Raw genomic sequence first — 15,606 nt, 5'->3', positions numbered from 1 at the left:
AAAACAAATGTCAACCATGTGCAACACAATGGTTGACAAATAATGCTAGTATGAAGCAATCAGCTGGTATTATGAAATCGTGATAATTTCTTCTACACGATTCAGTGCTGCTGAGATATTCGGGCGGAAGTCCAGAGCCGGAACACTTCGCATACGGATGACAAGATATTTTGTAAAGTCTTTTACAACGATATGTTCAATGGCGTCAGCGGCACCGGGATCAGCCCGGCATATGGCATCAGAACCACAAGAACGATGACCAGTTCCATATCGGAGCGGTGCTTTCCGTTAATCATACCGTCGGCAACGACACAGGAGAGCAGTGATTCAATGGAAGCTAGTATCGCAATAGTGAATGCATCGGAAGCAGACTGTCCGATGATTTCTAAGTTTACTTTCGGCAGATGGAAAGCTGGGAGTGAATTACTGATTGTATATAAATCTCCGATGGTATTTGCCTTTCATGGAAGAAATTTTACCATAACAATTCCAGCGATAACAGCAATCAGAGATCCTGGAATCTTCTTGAAAATGTAAATAAAAGCGGCATATACAGTAGAAGTAATTGTCGAAAAAATGAAAGTTATTGCTGAAAAGTGATAGCCTTTGTTTTATAATGAGGCTAAGTTAGATGATAAAAGAAGGTGGGATAAGCTATGACATTGGAAGAATTGAAAGCATTGCCGAAAATAGAACTGCACTGTCACCTGGACGGTTCACTGAGTCGGGAATTTCTGGAAAGCCGTCTTGGAAGAAAAGTAGAGCCTTCTGAAATTCATGTATCTGATGACTGCCAGAGCCTTCAGGAATATCTGGAGAAATTCGATCTTCCGGGACAGTGTCTGCAGGACGAGGAAGGACTGGAGCTGGCAGGGTATGACGTATTAAAAAGTATGAGTCAGGAAAATGTCCGGTACGCGGAAGTGCGGTTTGCCCCGCTTTTATCAGAAAATGAAAACTTAAGCTGCGGTCAGGTGATAGAAGCAGTCATTCGGGGGATGAATCGTGGAAAAAATGAGTTCGATGTGGATTATGGCATTATTACCTGTGCCATGCGCCATCACAGCTATGAGGAGAATCTCCGTATGATCTGGACAGCAAGAGAATACCTTGGAAATGGTGTGTGCGCGGCAGACCTTGCAGGAGCTGAGGCCATCTATCCGATGTCAGAATTCATGAAGTTATTTGGACAAGCAAAAAAGCTTGGAATGCCATTTACCATTCACGCCGGGGAGTGTGGAAACGTGCAGAACATTCTGGATTCCGTAGAGGCAGGAGCACTTCGAATCGGACATGGAATCGCCATGCGAGGTAATTCAGAAGTCCAGAAAATGATCCGGGAAAAAGGAATTGGTGTCGAGATGTGCCCGATTAGCAATCTTCAGACGAAAGCTGTAGAAAGCGAAAGTCAATATCCGCTTCGGGAGTTCCTGGACAACGGGATTAAGGTGACGATCAACACAGATAACCGGACCGTCAGCAACACAACCATGACAAAAGAATTGCAATTTATTCAGGAGCATTATAGAATTACCGATGAAGAGATTCGGTTGATGATGAGAAATTCAGTAGATACAGCATTTATTCATTGAATCCAGACGAGTAAAGGAGACTGACAGATGGTTACATTAAACGATTATTTATATTCCGGGGATACGATCTTTAAAATTATACAAAATTATAGGACAGATTTGAGAAAAGAAGCAAAGCGGACACATAATGAAATCGACCTTGTGCATAGCAATTGTCTCCTTCAAGTACAGGAAATGCTGGAGCACAACGATTTCCTGACTTCCCAGTCACAGAAAATCCGGGAATTTTACAAGTACATGGCAAAAGAATTTCCATTTTTCGCCTTTACATTTCGTGGAAGAATCAAATCTTTGATACGTACAGAAGAAAAATTCAACGGCTACATTGTGGAATACATTTATAATTATTATGAGGAACATGGAACATATCCGGCTGTGGCAGATTTAAAAGAAAAACTGAGCTGTTTTCGGGATATTATCGCATATCGGATTGTAATTGCATTGCCGAAATGTCATCTGAAGCCGGGACAGAATCTTGAAGAGGAAGAGATGAAATATCTTTATCAGATAGCCAATGCGCTGCCGGGATTTCTGGAAGAACGCGGCTTTACAGCCGAGCCGGCAAAAGGAGTCCGGGAGAGTAAATCAGACTTGCTGGACGGCGAAGTAAAGCCATATTACAGAGATTTCATATCCAACCCGACCATGTACGGTTATCAGTCTTTACATATCACATTTTATGATAATACGTCCAGAAGCTATATGGAAGTGCAGCTTCGAACAAAGAAAATGGACGACATCGCGGAAATCGGACCGGCGAATCACTTGGGGTATGAGAAGCGTCAGGAGCATGAACGAGCAAGAAGAGATGCAGTTCCAAAAGGGGAATGCATATACTTCGATGAGGCATACGAGCGCGGAATGAAACTTTTTAATTTAGATTTAAAAGACCTTGATGTTAATATGTTCGCAGCAATGAATAACAGCCTGATCAACGACGGCTGCGGACTGTATCGTGGGCGCCTCATTCTGCCATATGAACATTTGTCCAGATTTCAGAACGATTTGATCGATTAAGGTGGAAGAAAATAGCAATTTTATAGAAAAACTTTTGCAGAGAGACAGTTTCTGACATTTGCAAAACGTATAATGGCATAAGAAATGAGCCGATACGGAGGAGCAATATGGAAGAATACAAGAATGGAAAAATCGAGCGTGTTCTCGGAATTTATACGAAACTACTGAACGGGTACATTGTAAATACAGCAGCCGAAGCCAATGAATATGGAGTAAATGAACGAAGTATACAAAGAGATGTTGATGATATCCGAAATTATCTGGAATTAGAAGCAGTCAACAGTGTGTATAATTGTTTGATTTTATTGACACTACTTAGCTATTATACTATAATTGTCCGCGGACAAAATAATGATTTTAAAGAATAGCGAGGACATTATAGATGAAGACGAAGATGACTTTACGGGAGTGGCTCCCGTTGATCGGTATGACGATTTCAGCGTTTTTGGTAAATACTTCGGAATTTATGCCGATTGGGCTTTTAACAGATATTTCTAATGAGTTTCATATGACGGAGGCTCAGGCGGGCGTGATGATTACAGCCTATTCCTGGACTGTGACGTTATTATCGCTGCCGCTGATGTTGTTAGTGTGCAGGATACAGCCGAAGAAATTGCTGCTTGGAACGTTAAGTGTGTTTGCGGTATGCCAGGTGTTGTCGGTAATTTCAAGCGGCTTTACATTTCTTGTATTGTCACGTATTGGTGTGGCGTGTGCACATTCCATTTTCTGGGCGATCGCATCACCGGTTGCAGTTCGGGTTGTGGCGAAAGAGCATCAGTCAAAGGCTCTTAGCGCAATTATTACCGGAACATCAATTGCCATGGTACTTGGAATGCCGCTTGGGCGAATGATCGGACTTCAGATCGGCTGGCGAATGACATTTTTATGTGTGGCGATAGTTTCATTTCTGGTACTTGGCTATCTGGCATTTGTATTTCCGAAGCTGGAAGGAACAGAATCATTTTCCGTGGGACAGCTTCCGGAGCTTTTCAAAAATGCAAGATTGATGAGCATTTATGTAATTACTTTTCTTGTGGCGACCGGATATTATACAAGCTACAGTTATATCGAGCCGTTTTTGCAGAAGGTAGCAGGGCTTCCGAGTAACTGGGTAACTATGGCACTGATGTTATTCGGAGTAGCGGGGCTTGGAGGAAGCTATTTGTTCTCAAGATATTATGATGATCATCGGTATGCTTTTGTTCAGACTGTTATGATTGGTGTTGTGGCAGCTCTGCTGCTCTTATATCCAGCTTCTGTCAATATGTATACCGTGATTTTGGTATGTGCCGGATGGGGACTGGCGATTATGGCATTTCAGGTAAGTTTTCAGGCAGAGTTGATTGGTTGTGTCTCTGTAGCTGCATCATCTGTTGCTATGGCGATCTTCTCGGGAATTTTCAATCTGGGAATTGGCTGCGGAACCTGGTTTGGCGGAACAGTGTATACAAAGATTTCGCTGAAAGATATAGGATTTGCAGGTGGAGTGATTGTGGCAGTGGCGACTTTGATCTGCATGGCAAGATTTCGAGTTGGAGATAAAACAGAAAGCGCATCATAGAATTTGATATGTAAAAAAAAGAATCGGGATATCCTTTAATGAGGATAACCAGATTCTTTTTTATTATCCAATCCCGCCAAGTGCGATTCCAAGAATCAGTACGATAAAGCAGATTGGTACATAGATGTATCTGCAGACAGGAATGAAGTATTTGGTGAATTTCCGTTCCCGGCCTTTATTGACTTGTTCTTCGACGTAGCTTTTCTTACATACCCAAAAGAACATGATTCCGGCGAGTCCCGCGCCCAGTGGACAAATGTATATAGAAAGAATATCCATCCATGTGGAGACGATGCCTTGAATCAGAAGTGAAACGATGATTCCGATTGCTGCAATGACACCGCATGCAGGTACGCGGGATAAATGTAGTTTTTCCTGTACCGTTGCAATTGGTGCTTCGTATAAGTTGATTAGTGATGTCATCCCAGCAAGGAATACGGCTGCAAAGAAAATGATTGCAATGATCCGGCCTCCCGGCATGGAACGAATCAGATTCGGCAGGAAGATGAATAATAGTCCCGGTCCTCCCTGATTTAACTGTGCTCCGGTGGTTGCCATAGCTGGAATGATGACCAGGGCTGCAAGGACTGCGGCGATGGTGTCAAAAAGTGCTACTTTTGCGGCAGAAGCGGGTATATTTTCCTTATCTGACAGGTAGGAACCATAAATCAGAGTTCCATTTCCCGCAACAGACAGGGAGAAAAATGCCTGCCCAAGAGCAAAAATCCATGTAGACGGGGATGCCAGCATTTCCGGATCCACCCGGAAAATGTAGCGGTATCCGTCAATGGCTCCCGGTTGGAATGCAACGTAAACTGCCAGAATAACAAACAGGCAGAAGAAAAGCGGCATCATGATTTTACCGGCACGTTCGATTCCGCCCCCGACACCGAGCATGAGGATTAACATGCAGATAATCAAAGCGCCAATCTGCCATCCATTATTTCCAAATGCAGAAGCCATACTGCCAAAAGCATTTCCATATTCTTCTACATTATCTGGGGCAAGAGTCGAACCGGTCAGGGTACCGATTGCATATTTGAAAATCCAGCCCATAACGACGGTGTATCCGATTGCCATTGCAAGGGAACCGAGAACTGGAATCATGCCAAGGGCTTCTCCGAGTTTTCGTTTGCCGCTTGCCTCGCAGGCGCAGCCAAATGCGTCGACCGGACCAGATCTGGTAGCACGGCCAAAGCTCATTTCTGCAATGACTCCAGTGAAGCCGATGAGGGCAACAAAAAATATATAAGGAATCAGGAAAGAGCCGCCTCCGTAAAGGGACACTCTGGTTGGAAACATCCAGATATTTCCCATGCCGACGGCGGAGCCGATGCAGGCGAGGATAAAGCCCCAACGACTGCCAAAAGATTCGCGATTGTGTTGATTAGTACTCATTTGATCTCTCCTTTAAATAACAACATGATTTGATTATAAAAGGTTGCAGGGAAAATGTCCACAATTTATAATAGAAGGTAACTATTCAGAACCTCTTGAAATAAGAAAAATTGATGCGTCATGCTTGCATGTAAGTAGCGGTTTTTCTTATTTCAAGGTGACTCGAATAGAGTTACCACCCCACATATGAGCAAAATTAGCTGCGTAGCAGTGGGAAAGCACGAGTATCGTGCGGTTTTGCGAATTTGTGTGGTGGGGGTTCTGAACAGTTATAGATGAAAGAGGAGTGTTACTGTCTGAACAGTGTATGAACGGTAACAGGTGAGTTGGAAATTATGAAATGTAATATATCGAAGAAATGTGGTGGCTGCCAGTTTCAGGGTATTCCTTATAAAGAGCAGCTTAAGAAAAAGCAGAAAAAAGAACAGAGTCTTCTTGGAGCATACGGGAAGGTCTGTTCAATCATCGGAATGGAGAATCCATATTATTACAGGAATAAAGTGCATGCGGTATTTGACCGTGACCGGAAAGGAAATATTATTTCCGGTATTTACGAAGAAGGCACACACAGAGTAGTGCCTGTGGAGAATTGTCTGATTGAAGACGAGAAGAGTCAGGAGATTATCCGGACGATTCGTGGAATGTTGAAATCATTTAAAATCCGGACATATGATGAGGACACAGGTTATGGACTTCTGCGTCATGTGCTGATCCGCCGAGGCTTTTCTACAGGAGAGATTATGGTCATCCTTGTCACAGGTTCACCGATTTTTCCGTCGAAAAATAATTTTGTGAAAGCGCTTAGAAAAGCGCATCCGGAGATTACGACCGTTGTGTTAAATGTAAATGACAGACAGACAAGCATGGTTCTGGGAGACCGGGAAAAGCCGATTTTTGGTCCGGGGTTTATTAAAGACAGATTATGTGGCTGTATGTTTCGTATTTCACCGAAGTCCTTTTATCAGGTCAATCCGGTGCAGACAGAGATTTTATATCAGACTGCCATCGATTACGCCAGTCTGACAGGAAAAGAGGCGGTGATTGATGCGTATTGCGGAATTGGAACAATTGGGCTGATTGCTGCGAAGAAAGCCGGTAAGGTGATTGGCGTGGAGCTAAACAAAGATGCAGTAAAAGATGCCAGAATCAATGCGAAAGAGAATAAGATCACGAATGCTGCATTTTATCAGGGAGATGCCGGAAGATTTATGGTTGAGATGGCAGCGAAAGGTGAAAAAGCCGATGTGGTATTTATGGATCCGCCGAGAGCCGGAAGTGATGAGAGATTCTTATCTTCTGTTGTAAAGTTATCTCCGAAGAAAGTCATCTACATTTCCTGTAATCCGGAGACGTTGGCAAGAGATTTGAAATATCTGACAAAGCATCATTATAAGGTGGAAAAGATTCAGCCGGTTGATATGTTCCCGTTCTGCGATCACTGCGAAACTGTTTGCTCACTATCGCGTAAATAGGCGTTTTCTCGATTGTGTTCAGTGCGATTCAGTGAATTTGCCACCCACAAAAATAAAATTAAGAAAAAATAGACGTTCACTCTACCAAAGTCAAGGCGTCTATTTTTTATGCGCAAAATTCAGAATGGCTACAATCAAACTAGCAGTTGTCAATATAAACATAGCTGAATAAGTAGGACAAAGTTTTGACAATCTTTCTGGCTAAACAACTTGTAGATTTTATTTATATTTGGTAAAATAAATATGTTTACCAGAACGATAAAGCGCGGATTTTTGAATCGTGCAGGAGGGTTAAAATCATGTCTTCAGATTATATTATGACAATGCAGCAGGCTCAGATGGAGATGGAATTGTATAAAAAGGTCTTTACGGTTGTAAGACTGTTGGATAAGCGGGAGTTCCGGCTGGAAGAGAACGACAATCCAGGCGGAGACATGGAATTATGCCATTGTTATGATTTCTGGAAGAAGGAAAAGCCATGTACGCATTGTATTGCTGCCCGGGCATTCGAGGAGAAGTCAGTGCGGACAAAGCTGGAATACCTGGATTCAGATATTTATCAAGTGACAGCGCGTTATGTGGAGATTGACGGACAGCCATACGTTATGGAGCTGCTCAGGAAGATGGATGAGGAATTCCTGGTTGATTTGGAGAACCGTGATCGTTTAATGGAGAAGTTGAGCAGATATAATGAAAAGCTGTATCAAGATGCGCTGACCGGTGTATATAATCGCCGCTATTACGAGGATCGGATCAAGAAGATGACAGCATCTGTCGGGGTCGCCATGATTGATATGGATGATTTTAAAATCTATAATGATACATATGGACACAATGCCGGTGATCTGGCACTTATCACCACAGTGGAAGCAATTCGTCATTGTATCCGAAAGAACGATACTCTGATCCGTTATGGAGGGGACGAGTTTCTCCTTGTATTGCAGGGAATCAGCGAGACGATGTTCAGAGAAAAGCTTAAGCAGATCCGGACAGAAATTTATAATGCAAATGTTCCGACATATTCAAGGCTTCAGTTATCAGCAAGTATCGGTGGAGTCATGTCTGCAGGAAGGACTGTCGAGGAGACGGTAATGGAAGCGGATAAGTTTATGTATCTTGCGAAGAATCGAAAGAACACAGTCGTTACAGAGAAAGATTTTGCGAATGAGGAGGGTGAGGATGGAACTGCACTTGAAGCATTAAAAGTTAAGCAGCAGATTTTAATCGTGGATGATTCGGAGATGAACCGGGAAATCCTTACAGAGATGCTTCAGGACGATTTCAGAATTTTGGAAGCTGAGAATGGAGAAGAGGCATTGAAGATGCTTAAGCAGTATGGTACGGGCATATCACTGATGTTGCTGGATATTGTGATGCCGGTCATGAATGGCTTCGAGGTCCTTGCGGCTATGGCAAGAGAGCACTGGATGGATGATATCCCGGTCATTATGATTTCCAGTGAAGAATCTGAGGATTATATACGCCGGGCATATGAGATGGGGATCGCAGATTATATCAGACGTCCATTTGACGCGAAAATCGTATATCAAAGAGTGTTTAATACCATTAAGCTTTATGCAAAACAGAGGAGATTGATTTCTCTTGTTGCTGACCAGATTTATGAGAAAGAGAAGAATAACCGGATGATGGTCGGAATCTTAAGCCAGATTGTGGAATTTCGTAATGGAGAGAGTGGACCTCATGTATTACACATTCAGACTTTGACGAGATTACTTTTGGAGCGTCTCGTCCAAAAGACGGGGCAGTACGGACTGTCATGGTCTGAGCAGTATATGATCTCTATGGCATCTGCACTTCATGATATTGGTAAGATAGGAATTGATGAGAAGATTCTGAATAAGCCGGGTAAGCTTACAAAAGAAGAATTTGATATTATGAAGACACATACGTTGATTGGAGCCGCCATGCTTGAGAACCTCAAGATGTATCAAGGAGAGATACTGTTGGAAGTCGCTTATCAGATTTGCCGCTGGCACCATGAACGTTATGATGGAAAAGGATATCCGGATGGGCTTGTGGGAGAGGAAATTCCAATTTCTGCTCAGGTCGTATCACTGGCGGATGCCTATGATGCGTTGATCAGTGACCGTGTGTACAAGAAAGCTTATTCTCATGAACAGGCTGTGAAGATGATTCTGAATGGAGAATGTGGTGCGTTTAATCCGGTTCTTTTGGAATGTCTGACCGATATTCAGGATCATTTGAAAGAAGTTGTGAATTCGGACTTTGTAGATAATTTTGATGCGGAAGATAACATAGAGCTGGCGGGCAGCCATCGTTCAGAAACAGAGAATATTTCTGTGTGGGGGGCAAATTGCTAAAGCACTTGATGGAAGATATTTAATATCAAAGTGATTATCTCAGTCGAGAAGACTCCAACCTCTTCAGGTGGTGAGTAATAGCAAATTTGTCTCAGTGGGAGTTAGGTCTCCGACTGAGATAAACGCTCCGCGAGGATGCGCAGTGATTCTGATAGGAATATGTCAGCTTCTCTGACCAGAATCACGCGCCAAGTCTCACGGACGTTCGACTTGAATAAAAAGACAGGATAGAGAACTTTTTGTGTAAGTATGGAAGTTCTTTTTCCTGTCTTTTGACTTTTATGAAGTGATTATTTACATTATTTATCAGAATAAACAGTTTTACCGCCACAGATCGTATATTTTATTTTTCCGAAAAGTTCCTGTCCGGTAAACGGGGTATTGCAGGATTTGGAAGCGTAATCGCCAGGTTTCCAGCATTCTTCCGGATCAAAGATAACCAGATCGGCAGCAGCACTTTCTTTGATCTGTCCGTATGGTAGATGGTAAAGCTTTGCCGGATTGACAGTCATTTTTTCCAGAAGTTGTAACAGAGTCAGGTGCCCAGGTCTTACAAGACTTGTGATGCCAAGTGCAAGAGAAGTCTCAAGACCAGTGATTCCGCTTGGTGCTTCTGTAAGAGGTTTATTCTTTTCTTCCATGCTATGTGGAGCATGATCGGTGGCAATGAGGTCAATGGTTCCGTCTGCAAGACCTTCGATGATCTGCTGGCGGTCCTTTGCGGTGCGAAGTGGCGGATTCATTTTGGCTAGCGTTCCGTAAGTCAGAAGTGCCTCATCAGTCAGAGTAAAATGATGCGGTGTTGCTTCTGCGTGAATTTTAGCACCGAGGGCTTTAAAAGTGCGGACCATTTCTACAGAGACACCAGAGCTGATATGCTGGATAACAACATCTGCGCCGGAGCGAAGTGCCAGAAGACAGTCACGGGCAACCAACGATTCCTCGGCAATGGACGGGGAACCATAGACGCCAAGCTTTTCAGATACAGTACCGTGATTGATTCCATTATTCTGAATAAAAGAAGGATCTTCCTCATGGAGACTTACAGGTACACCTAATTTTGCGGCATGTTCCATAGCACGGTAACAGAAATCAGCGTCCAAGAGAGGGATTCCGTCATCAGTGAACCCGCATGCACCGGCATTTTTCATAGCCTCCATGTCGACAGCTTCTTTTCCTTTCAGAGAGCAGGAAATGGCAGCTGCCTGGAAGATACGGATGTCTTCATTTTTCTCGCGGTCGATCAGATCTTTGAGCACAGGGAGACTGTCAACGACCGGTGAAGTATTTGCCATGCAGATGACACTTGTAAATCCGCCTTTTGCAGCAGCAAGTGCACCGGTATGAAGATCTTCCTTATAAGTAAATCCCGGATCGCGGAAATGTACATGAGTATCAATCAGTCCCGGAGCAACGACAAGTCCTGTGGCGTCCAGGACTTCGGTATCATTTGAAACTTGATCTGTATCAATGTTTTTTTCTATTTTCAGAATTGTTCCATTTTCAATCGCAAGATCCATCTTTTCGGAAAGTCCCAAAGCCGGATCAACGACGAGTCCATTTTTTATAATCATAAGAATTATTATCCTCCTGTCATGTATGAATTTCGTATCATTCCCGACATATTTTCAAATGTAATAAATGAGTTTACAGGCATCATATGGGATGTCCTGGCAACATGGAATACCGGGAATATTTCTGTAAATTAGTATAAGGGATAGACAGGGGCCATGTCAAACTTCATGGAAATAATTGCAGTTCATCCTGAAATGTTATAGAAAGAATGGTACAATACAGGTGGATGTAGTATAATGAGCCGGGATTGTGGAAGTGCGAAATGTTCCGTTAGTATCATTTATATACGAAGAAAGCAGGCAGGAACAACTATGTGTCTGATAAGAAATAAAGCAGTAAAAAGGAGATTGGTAGGATGGAATATAAACGTTTGGAACAGAGCCTGATTGATATTGTAAAGGAAGAGCAGGCAAAGCTGGGATATAGAAAAGAAGATGTAAGATTATATTATCCACTCAGCACGCTGAATCATTTCTTTGATACTGAGGATACAGTGGAGGAGATGGCAGAGAGACTGACACATTTACCGGAAGATATGAAAGCAAGACTTGGAGAAATTGCTGTAACACATAAAAAAGATCGTTTCTGCTTCCATATTCCGGAGCAGGGAAGTGAGTATGTGCATGAGCATACCGCTGAAAATGAATTTATCAAAGAACTGATTGAACTGGTGAGAGAACATGGCTGCACGAAGAAAAAGATTCTGGAATTGTTTGGTCAGTACAATGAAAACACAATCACAGAAGAGATGAATAACGGAGAGTTTGATTTCTATGTGAGATTTCCAGAGGGAAGTGAGGACAGATACTATTATTGCTTTAAAGATGAAGGCTGTCATATCATTTATCACAGATTCCTGCCGGAAGATTATGCAGATTTTGAATTTTAAAAGGATGGAGGATTAATCCTCCATCCTTAATAAATCCCGATTGATCGGATAATGCCCGAAGATACGGGCTGCATCCATAAGTGCAGTCATATTTTCTTCTGGTGTGAACATCGGAGTCTGGCATCCGGATGTCAGCACGAAACCTTTCGGGGAGTCATAAGCTTTCCGGATACTTTCTCTGGATGCGCGAAGAACATCGTAAGGAGTTCCAAGACGCATGACTTCTACAGGAGGGACATTTCCCTGAATGCACATATATGGTCCGAGGATTTCCTTGGCTTCTGCCATATCCTCGACATTGTCCGGACCAAATGTACCGATTCCGGTCGGAATAAGGAGTTCCCATAATTTACGGCTTGTACCACAGATATGAAGACCGCATCCCCCACCCTGGCTTTTGATAAAGTCTACATTCTTTTGGAAAAATGGAAGTGAAAATTTCTCATATTGTTTCACACGAAGAAGAGAGGTGGAGCTTACCGGATCTGCAAATCCAATTCCTACGCCCATGTCCAGGAGTCTTTGGATGTAACGGTTATTATTTTCTGTAATGATGTCCATCATTTGAAGGACTTTATCCGGTTGTTTTACCATACCTTTCAGAAGATTTTCTGTTCCAACAAGCATTGAGGCAACGGTAAATGGTCCAGTGACAGTCCCGCTCACAGGGACTTTGTCTCCAAGTCTTTCTTTGACCATTTTCAGACCTTTTAAAATAATAGGAAGGCGTCCGTCTTCATCTACATTTATCAGTTTTAATTTGTCTACTTCATCCAGACTTGAAATGGCAGGAGTCTCAAGCTGGGCAATGTTGTAATCAGAATATTTGATTTTTGATCCCATAGCCTCTGCCATGCCGCGCAAGGTTGTGGACAGGCCGGCTCCGTCAGAGTGGAACTTATTATAAATATATTCCTCGAGTTCACACATTTTCTCGGCAGAAAAGTAATATTCCGGAAGAGTACAGCCAATCAGGGGAGCCAATGTCTCCCCTGAATCTATGCAGCACATAATCCGGTCTACGTCTTTTCCTTCATTCAGCAATTTGTTACGTTCAATTGCGGTCAGTTCATCTTTTGGAACTTTCAGACCTTTTAAGTACTGTTCTATCATATTTTTTTATAACCTCACATATTAGTTTGTTGCTTTTTTCATATCTACACCTTTTGCAAAGAAGATGGACAGGATTGCAAATGCCATCAGGATGAACTGATACCAGCACTGCGTGATTACCTGGAACGGGCTGTTCAGATTCTCCATAAGAGCGCAGGCAAATAAAATCTGTGCACCATATGGCAGGATTCCCTGGAAAGCACAGGCAAAGATGTCGAGAAGGGAGGCGGTACGTTTTGGATCCACACCGTATTCTTTGCTGATATCTTTTGCAATTGTACTGTCGATCAGGATTGCAACTGTGTTATTGGCTGTTGCAATGTTAGTCAGAGAAGTCATGACAGCGATGCCGAGCTCTGCAGTCTGACGGTTCTTGATAACTTTGCTGATTTTCTGAAGAAGCCATTCTAAGCCGCCTTCTTTTTCTACCATTTTAGCAAGACCACCTGTGATCATAGATAACAGGAAGATTTCGAACATTCCGGAAAAGCCGTTATAAACATTGTTGGCAAGTTCCAGTGCGGAAAAGCTTCCGGTTGCAAGACCGATAGCACCGGAGAACAGGATTCCGCCAGTCAGAACTGCGAATACATTGACACCGAGCAGTGATGCAACCAGTACGAAGATGTATGGCAGAACTTTTATAATATTGTAAGAGTACTCCTGTACTGCAGGTAAAGTTTCCGGACGACCGAAAATCAGTAATAAAACAAATGTTACAAGTGCAGCAGGAAGAGCGATCTTAAAGTTGGCACGGAATTTGTCTTTCATCTCTACATCCTGTGTTCGTGTGGCAGCGATGGTTGTATCGGAAATCATGGATAAGTTATCTCCAAACATAGATCCACCGATCGTAGCACCTACCACGAGGAACTGATTGAGTCCACCGGCCTGTGCAAGTCCAAGTGCAATTGGTGTTACAGCAGTAACCGTTCCAACAGAAGTTCCTGTTGAGATGGAAATGAATGATGATATCACGAAAACACCTGCAGCGATGAACTGTGGAGGAATGAAAGTCATACCCAGATTTACAACGGAGTCAACACCGCCCATTGCGGAAGAAACAGATGTAAATGCTCCGGCAAACAAGAAGACCATACACATGATCATGATATTTTCTTCTCCACAACCGTGAAGGAAAACAGATAACTTGTCATCAAATTTTCCCTTGAACATAGCAAAAGCAACAATAATACCGATAAATGAAGCAATTGGAGTAGGCAGCTGATAGAATGCCATCTCAACACCCATTGCATTCAAGGTAATTCCTGTGGCCAGGTAAACCCCTACAAATACTGCGAAAGGAATGAGAGCCAGACCGTTCGCTTTTTTCTGATTTGGTTCCATTTTATAATTCTCCTTTAAAATAACCTTATTTTGTTGTTGTTTAAAAAAGTAGTCTTGATCAAAACGTGTTTTTCTAATGCAAGGCATATTGTACAGGGAAAAGTAAAAAATATCAAATAGATTTGTGTAATAATACTAGATAACATATTGGTGATATTAATAAATATTATATTTAGATATAGGATAAAACTATAATTGAAGGGATGGATGAATAGTATTTGAACAATTAAATGGTGTTGGGGGCAAAACCCCCAACTATGATATAAAGGTAATCGGAATCATTTGGAGAAATCAAGTCTAAATCATCTCTCCGAGAAATGGGATTTTTTCTTCTTTTGGTACATTTTTTGAGATAACATCACGGACATTCTGCATACGGCGGTCGAGGTCGGCGCTGATTTCGGCACATTCCAGCATCTCATTCTGGAGATAGAGAGCTTTGTCTTCCGGAATATTTTTTTTATAGCGGATCTTGTGTTCCAGACTTGCCCAGAAATCCATGGCTATGGTTCGAAGCTGAACTTCTACAGTAACCATGCGCTTTTCGTCCTGAAGAAAGATTGGCACGCTGATAATCAGATGAAGACTTCGATATCCGCCCGGTTTTGGGTTTTTTATGTAATCCTTTTTTTCAATCAGTGTGATGTCATCCTGATTTAACAGGCAGTCGGCAAGCATGTAGATGTCATCAGGAAAAGAACAGACGACGCGTACTCCGGCAATATCGTGAATACTCTCTTCAATAGAAGAGAGTGTCAGAGGGATTTCTTTCCGGCGGACTTTTTTTATAAGGCTCTCCCAGGATTTGACACGGGATTTGATGTCTTCAATCGGGTTGCGGTCGTATTCCAGAGAATACTGATGATCCAGAACACGGAATTTTGTCTCTACTTCCATAATTGCGCAGGCATAGTAAGAGAGCAGTTTGTCCATTGGTTTTTTGTTCTGCTGTATAAAATCAATAAACTCATCCGACATCAGATTGTTGCGGATGAATTCTTCTTTTCTTTTTTCAATGAGTTTTTCTATAGGTCTCAAAATCTTAGTGCTCCTTTCTTTTATCAATACAGCATACATAATTCCAAAATTATGTATGTAGCTAGCCGGCAGGATTTCAGAGGTGCGCAGTAGAAGTATGTCATGCAATTGCATGACGCGCACCTCGCAGCAAGAATGCCAAGGCATTCTTGAATGGATTTTTACAATCCCATCAGGCATCATAATCATACCATGATATGAAAAGATAATCTATCCTACAATTGTTAATTAATGTCAGATTTGGTATGATTATGAGAAG

General features: G+C 42.5%; 12 protein-coding genes and 1 pseudogene. 7 read left to right on the top strand and 6 right to left on the bottom strand.

What is annotated here, in order from left to right; translation table 11 throughout:
* Window positions 1–209: 209 nt before the first annotated feature.
* Window positions 210–530: pseudogene (locus C7E02_RS20455) on the bottom strand (SulP family inorganic anion transporter); the annotation flags it as partial.
* 126 nt (window positions 531–656) lie between these two features.
* On the opposite strand from C7E02_RS20455, the gene add reads away from it, so the two are divergent.
* From add to C7E02_RS07935, 4 genes are all read left to right on the top strand, one after another.
* A complete protein-coding gene (gene add, locus C7E02_RS07950) occupies window positions 657–1,592 on the top strand; it encodes an adenosine deaminase (protein WP_105309262.1) in 936 nt (311 codons plus the stop codon).
* 27 nt (window positions 1,593–1,619) lie between these two features.
* Entirely contained in the window at window positions 1,620–2,609 is a 990-nt protein-coding gene (locus tag C7E02_RS07945) for a guanosine polyphosphate pyrophosphohydrolase (protein WP_105309261.1), read from the top strand.
* Window positions 2,610–2,716: 107 nt separating this feature from the next.
* Window positions 2,717–2,977 carry a hypothetical protein gene (locus C7E02_RS19705; RefSeq protein WP_242978774.1) on the top strand — a complete coding sequence of 87 codons (261 nt, stop codon included), beginning with the start codon at window positions 2,717–2,719 and terminating at the stop codon, window positions 2,975–2,977.
* Window positions 2,978–2,991: 14 nt separating this feature from the next.
* Window positions 2,992–4,173 (top strand): sugar transporter, encoded by a 1,182-nt coding sequence (locus C7E02_RS07935; RefSeq protein WP_105309260.1) that lies wholly within the window; start codon window positions 2,992–2,994, stop codon window positions 4,171–4,173.
* A 63-nt stretch (window positions 4,174–4,236) separates the two neighbouring features.
* Here the strand turns inward: C7E02_RS07935 and C7E02_RS07930 are convergent, their stop codons facing one another.
* A complete protein-coding gene (locus tag C7E02_RS07930) occupies window positions 4,237–5,571 on the bottom strand; it encodes a sodium-dependent transporter (RefSeq protein ID WP_105309259.1) in 1,335 nt (444 codons plus the stop codon).
* Window positions 5,572–5,906: 335 nt separating this feature from the next.
* Here C7E02_RS07930 and rlmD point away from each other — a divergent pair, with 335 nt between their 5' ends.
* Together rlmD and C7E02_RS07920 are read left to right on the top strand one after the other, a co-directional pair.
* Entirely contained in the window at window positions 5,907–7,043 is a 1,137-nt protein-coding gene (gene rlmD / locus C7E02_RS07925) for a 23S rRNA (uracil(1939)-C(5))-methyltransferase RlmD (protein WP_105309258.1), read from the top strand.
* 299 nt (window positions 7,044–7,342) lie between these two features.
* On the top strand, window positions 7,343–9,385 hold the full coding sequence (locus C7E02_RS07920; RefSeq protein WP_105309257.1) for a diguanylate cyclase domain-containing protein: 2,043 nt from the start codon (window positions 7,343–7,345) through the stop codon (window positions 9,383–9,385).
* 299 nt (window positions 9,386–9,684) lie between these two features.
* Here C7E02_RS07920 and C7E02_RS07915 read toward each other — a convergent pair whose 3' ends face one another.
* Window positions 9,685–10,959 (bottom strand): dihydroorotase, encoded by a 1,275-nt coding sequence (locus C7E02_RS07915; RefSeq protein ID WP_105309256.1) that lies wholly within the window; start codon window positions 10,957–10,959, stop codon window positions 9,685–9,687.
* Between the two features lie 356 nt (window positions 10,960–11,315).
* On the opposite strand from C7E02_RS07915, the gene C7E02_RS07910 reads away from it, so the two are divergent.
* Window positions 11,316–11,849 carry a DUF3877 family protein gene (locus C7E02_RS07910; protein ID WP_105309255.1) on the top strand — a complete coding sequence of 178 codons (534 nt, stop codon included), beginning with the start codon at window positions 11,316–11,318 and terminating at the stop codon, window positions 11,847–11,849.
* Between the two features lie 12 nt (window positions 11,850–11,861).
* Here the strand turns inward: C7E02_RS07910 and C7E02_RS07905 are convergent, their stop codons facing one another.
* The 3 genes from C7E02_RS07905 to C7E02_RS07895 all read right to left on the bottom strand — a co-directional run bounded on the left by C7E02_RS07905 (window position 11,862) and on the right by C7E02_RS07895 (window position 15,347).
* Window positions 11,862–12,962, bottom strand: coding sequence for a uroporphyrinogen decarboxylase family protein (locus C7E02_RS07905; RefSeq protein WP_105309254.1), 1,101 nt, complete (start codon window positions 12,960–12,962; stop codon window positions 11,862–11,864).
* 21 nt (window positions 12,963–12,983) lie between these two features.
* Window positions 12,984–14,309 (bottom strand): Na+/H+ antiporter NhaC family protein, encoded by a 1,326-nt coding sequence (locus C7E02_RS07900; protein WP_005340129.1) that lies wholly within the window; start codon window positions 14,307–14,309, stop codon window positions 12,984–12,986.
* 297 nt (window positions 14,310–14,606) lie between these two features.
* On the bottom strand, window positions 14,607–15,347 hold the full coding sequence (locus tag C7E02_RS07895) for a GTP pyrophosphokinase (RefSeq protein ID WP_005340116.1): 741 nt from the start codon (window positions 15,345–15,347) through the stop codon (window positions 14,607–14,609).
* Window positions 15,348–15,606 lie beyond the last annotated feature (259 nt).

Source organism: Dorea sp. Marseille-P4042, from assembly GCF_900290215.1.
GTDB lineage: Bacteria > Bacillota > Clostridia > Lachnospirales > Lachnospiraceae > Dorea > Dorea formicigenerans.
The sequence above is the reverse complement of the archived record's forward strand: the minus strand, read 5'-3'. Positions and strand labels throughout refer to the sequence as shown.

Excerpts from the sequence above, each read along its gene's own strand:
- add (WP_105309262.1), top strand. The coding sequence starts at position 657 with ATGACATTGGAAGAATTGAAAGCATTGCCGAAAATAGAACTGCACTGT.
- C7E02_RS07945 (WP_105309261.1), top strand. The coding sequence starts at position 1,620 with ATGGTTACATTAAACGATTATTTATATTCCGGGGATACGATCTTTAAA.
- C7E02_RS19705 (WP_242978774.1), top strand. The coding sequence starts at position 2,717 with ATGGAAGAATACAAGAATGGAAAAATCGAGCGTGTTCTCGGAATTTAT.
- C7E02_RS07935 (WP_105309260.1), top strand. The coding sequence starts at position 2,992 with ATGAAGACGAAGATGACTTTACGGGAGTGGCTCCCGTTGATCGGTATG.
- C7E02_RS07930 (WP_105309259.1), bottom strand. The coding sequence starts at position 5,571 with ATGAGTACTAATCAACACAATCGCGAATCTTTTGGCAGTCGTTGGGGC.
- rlmD (WP_105309258.1), top strand. The coding sequence starts at position 5,907 with ATGAAATGTAATATATCGAAGAAATGTGGTGGCTGCCAGTTTCAGGGT.
- C7E02_RS07920 (WP_105309257.1), top strand. The coding sequence starts at position 7,343 with ATGTCTTCAGATTATATTATGACAATGCAGCAGGCTCAGATGGAGATG.
- C7E02_RS07915 (WP_105309256.1), bottom strand. The coding sequence starts at position 10,959 with ATGATTATAAAAAATGGACTCGTCGTTGATCCGGCTTTGGGACTTTCC.
- C7E02_RS07910 (WP_105309255.1), top strand. The coding sequence starts at position 11,316 with ATGGAATATAAACGTTTGGAACAGAGCCTGATTGATATTGTAAAGGAA.
- C7E02_RS07905 (WP_105309254.1), bottom strand. The coding sequence starts at position 12,962 with ATGATAGAACAGTACTTAAAAGGTCTGAAAGTTCCAAAAGATGAACTG.
- C7E02_RS07900 (WP_005340129.1), bottom strand. The coding sequence starts at position 14,309 with ATGGAACCAAATCAGAAAAAAGCGAACGGTCTGGCTCTCATTCCTTTC.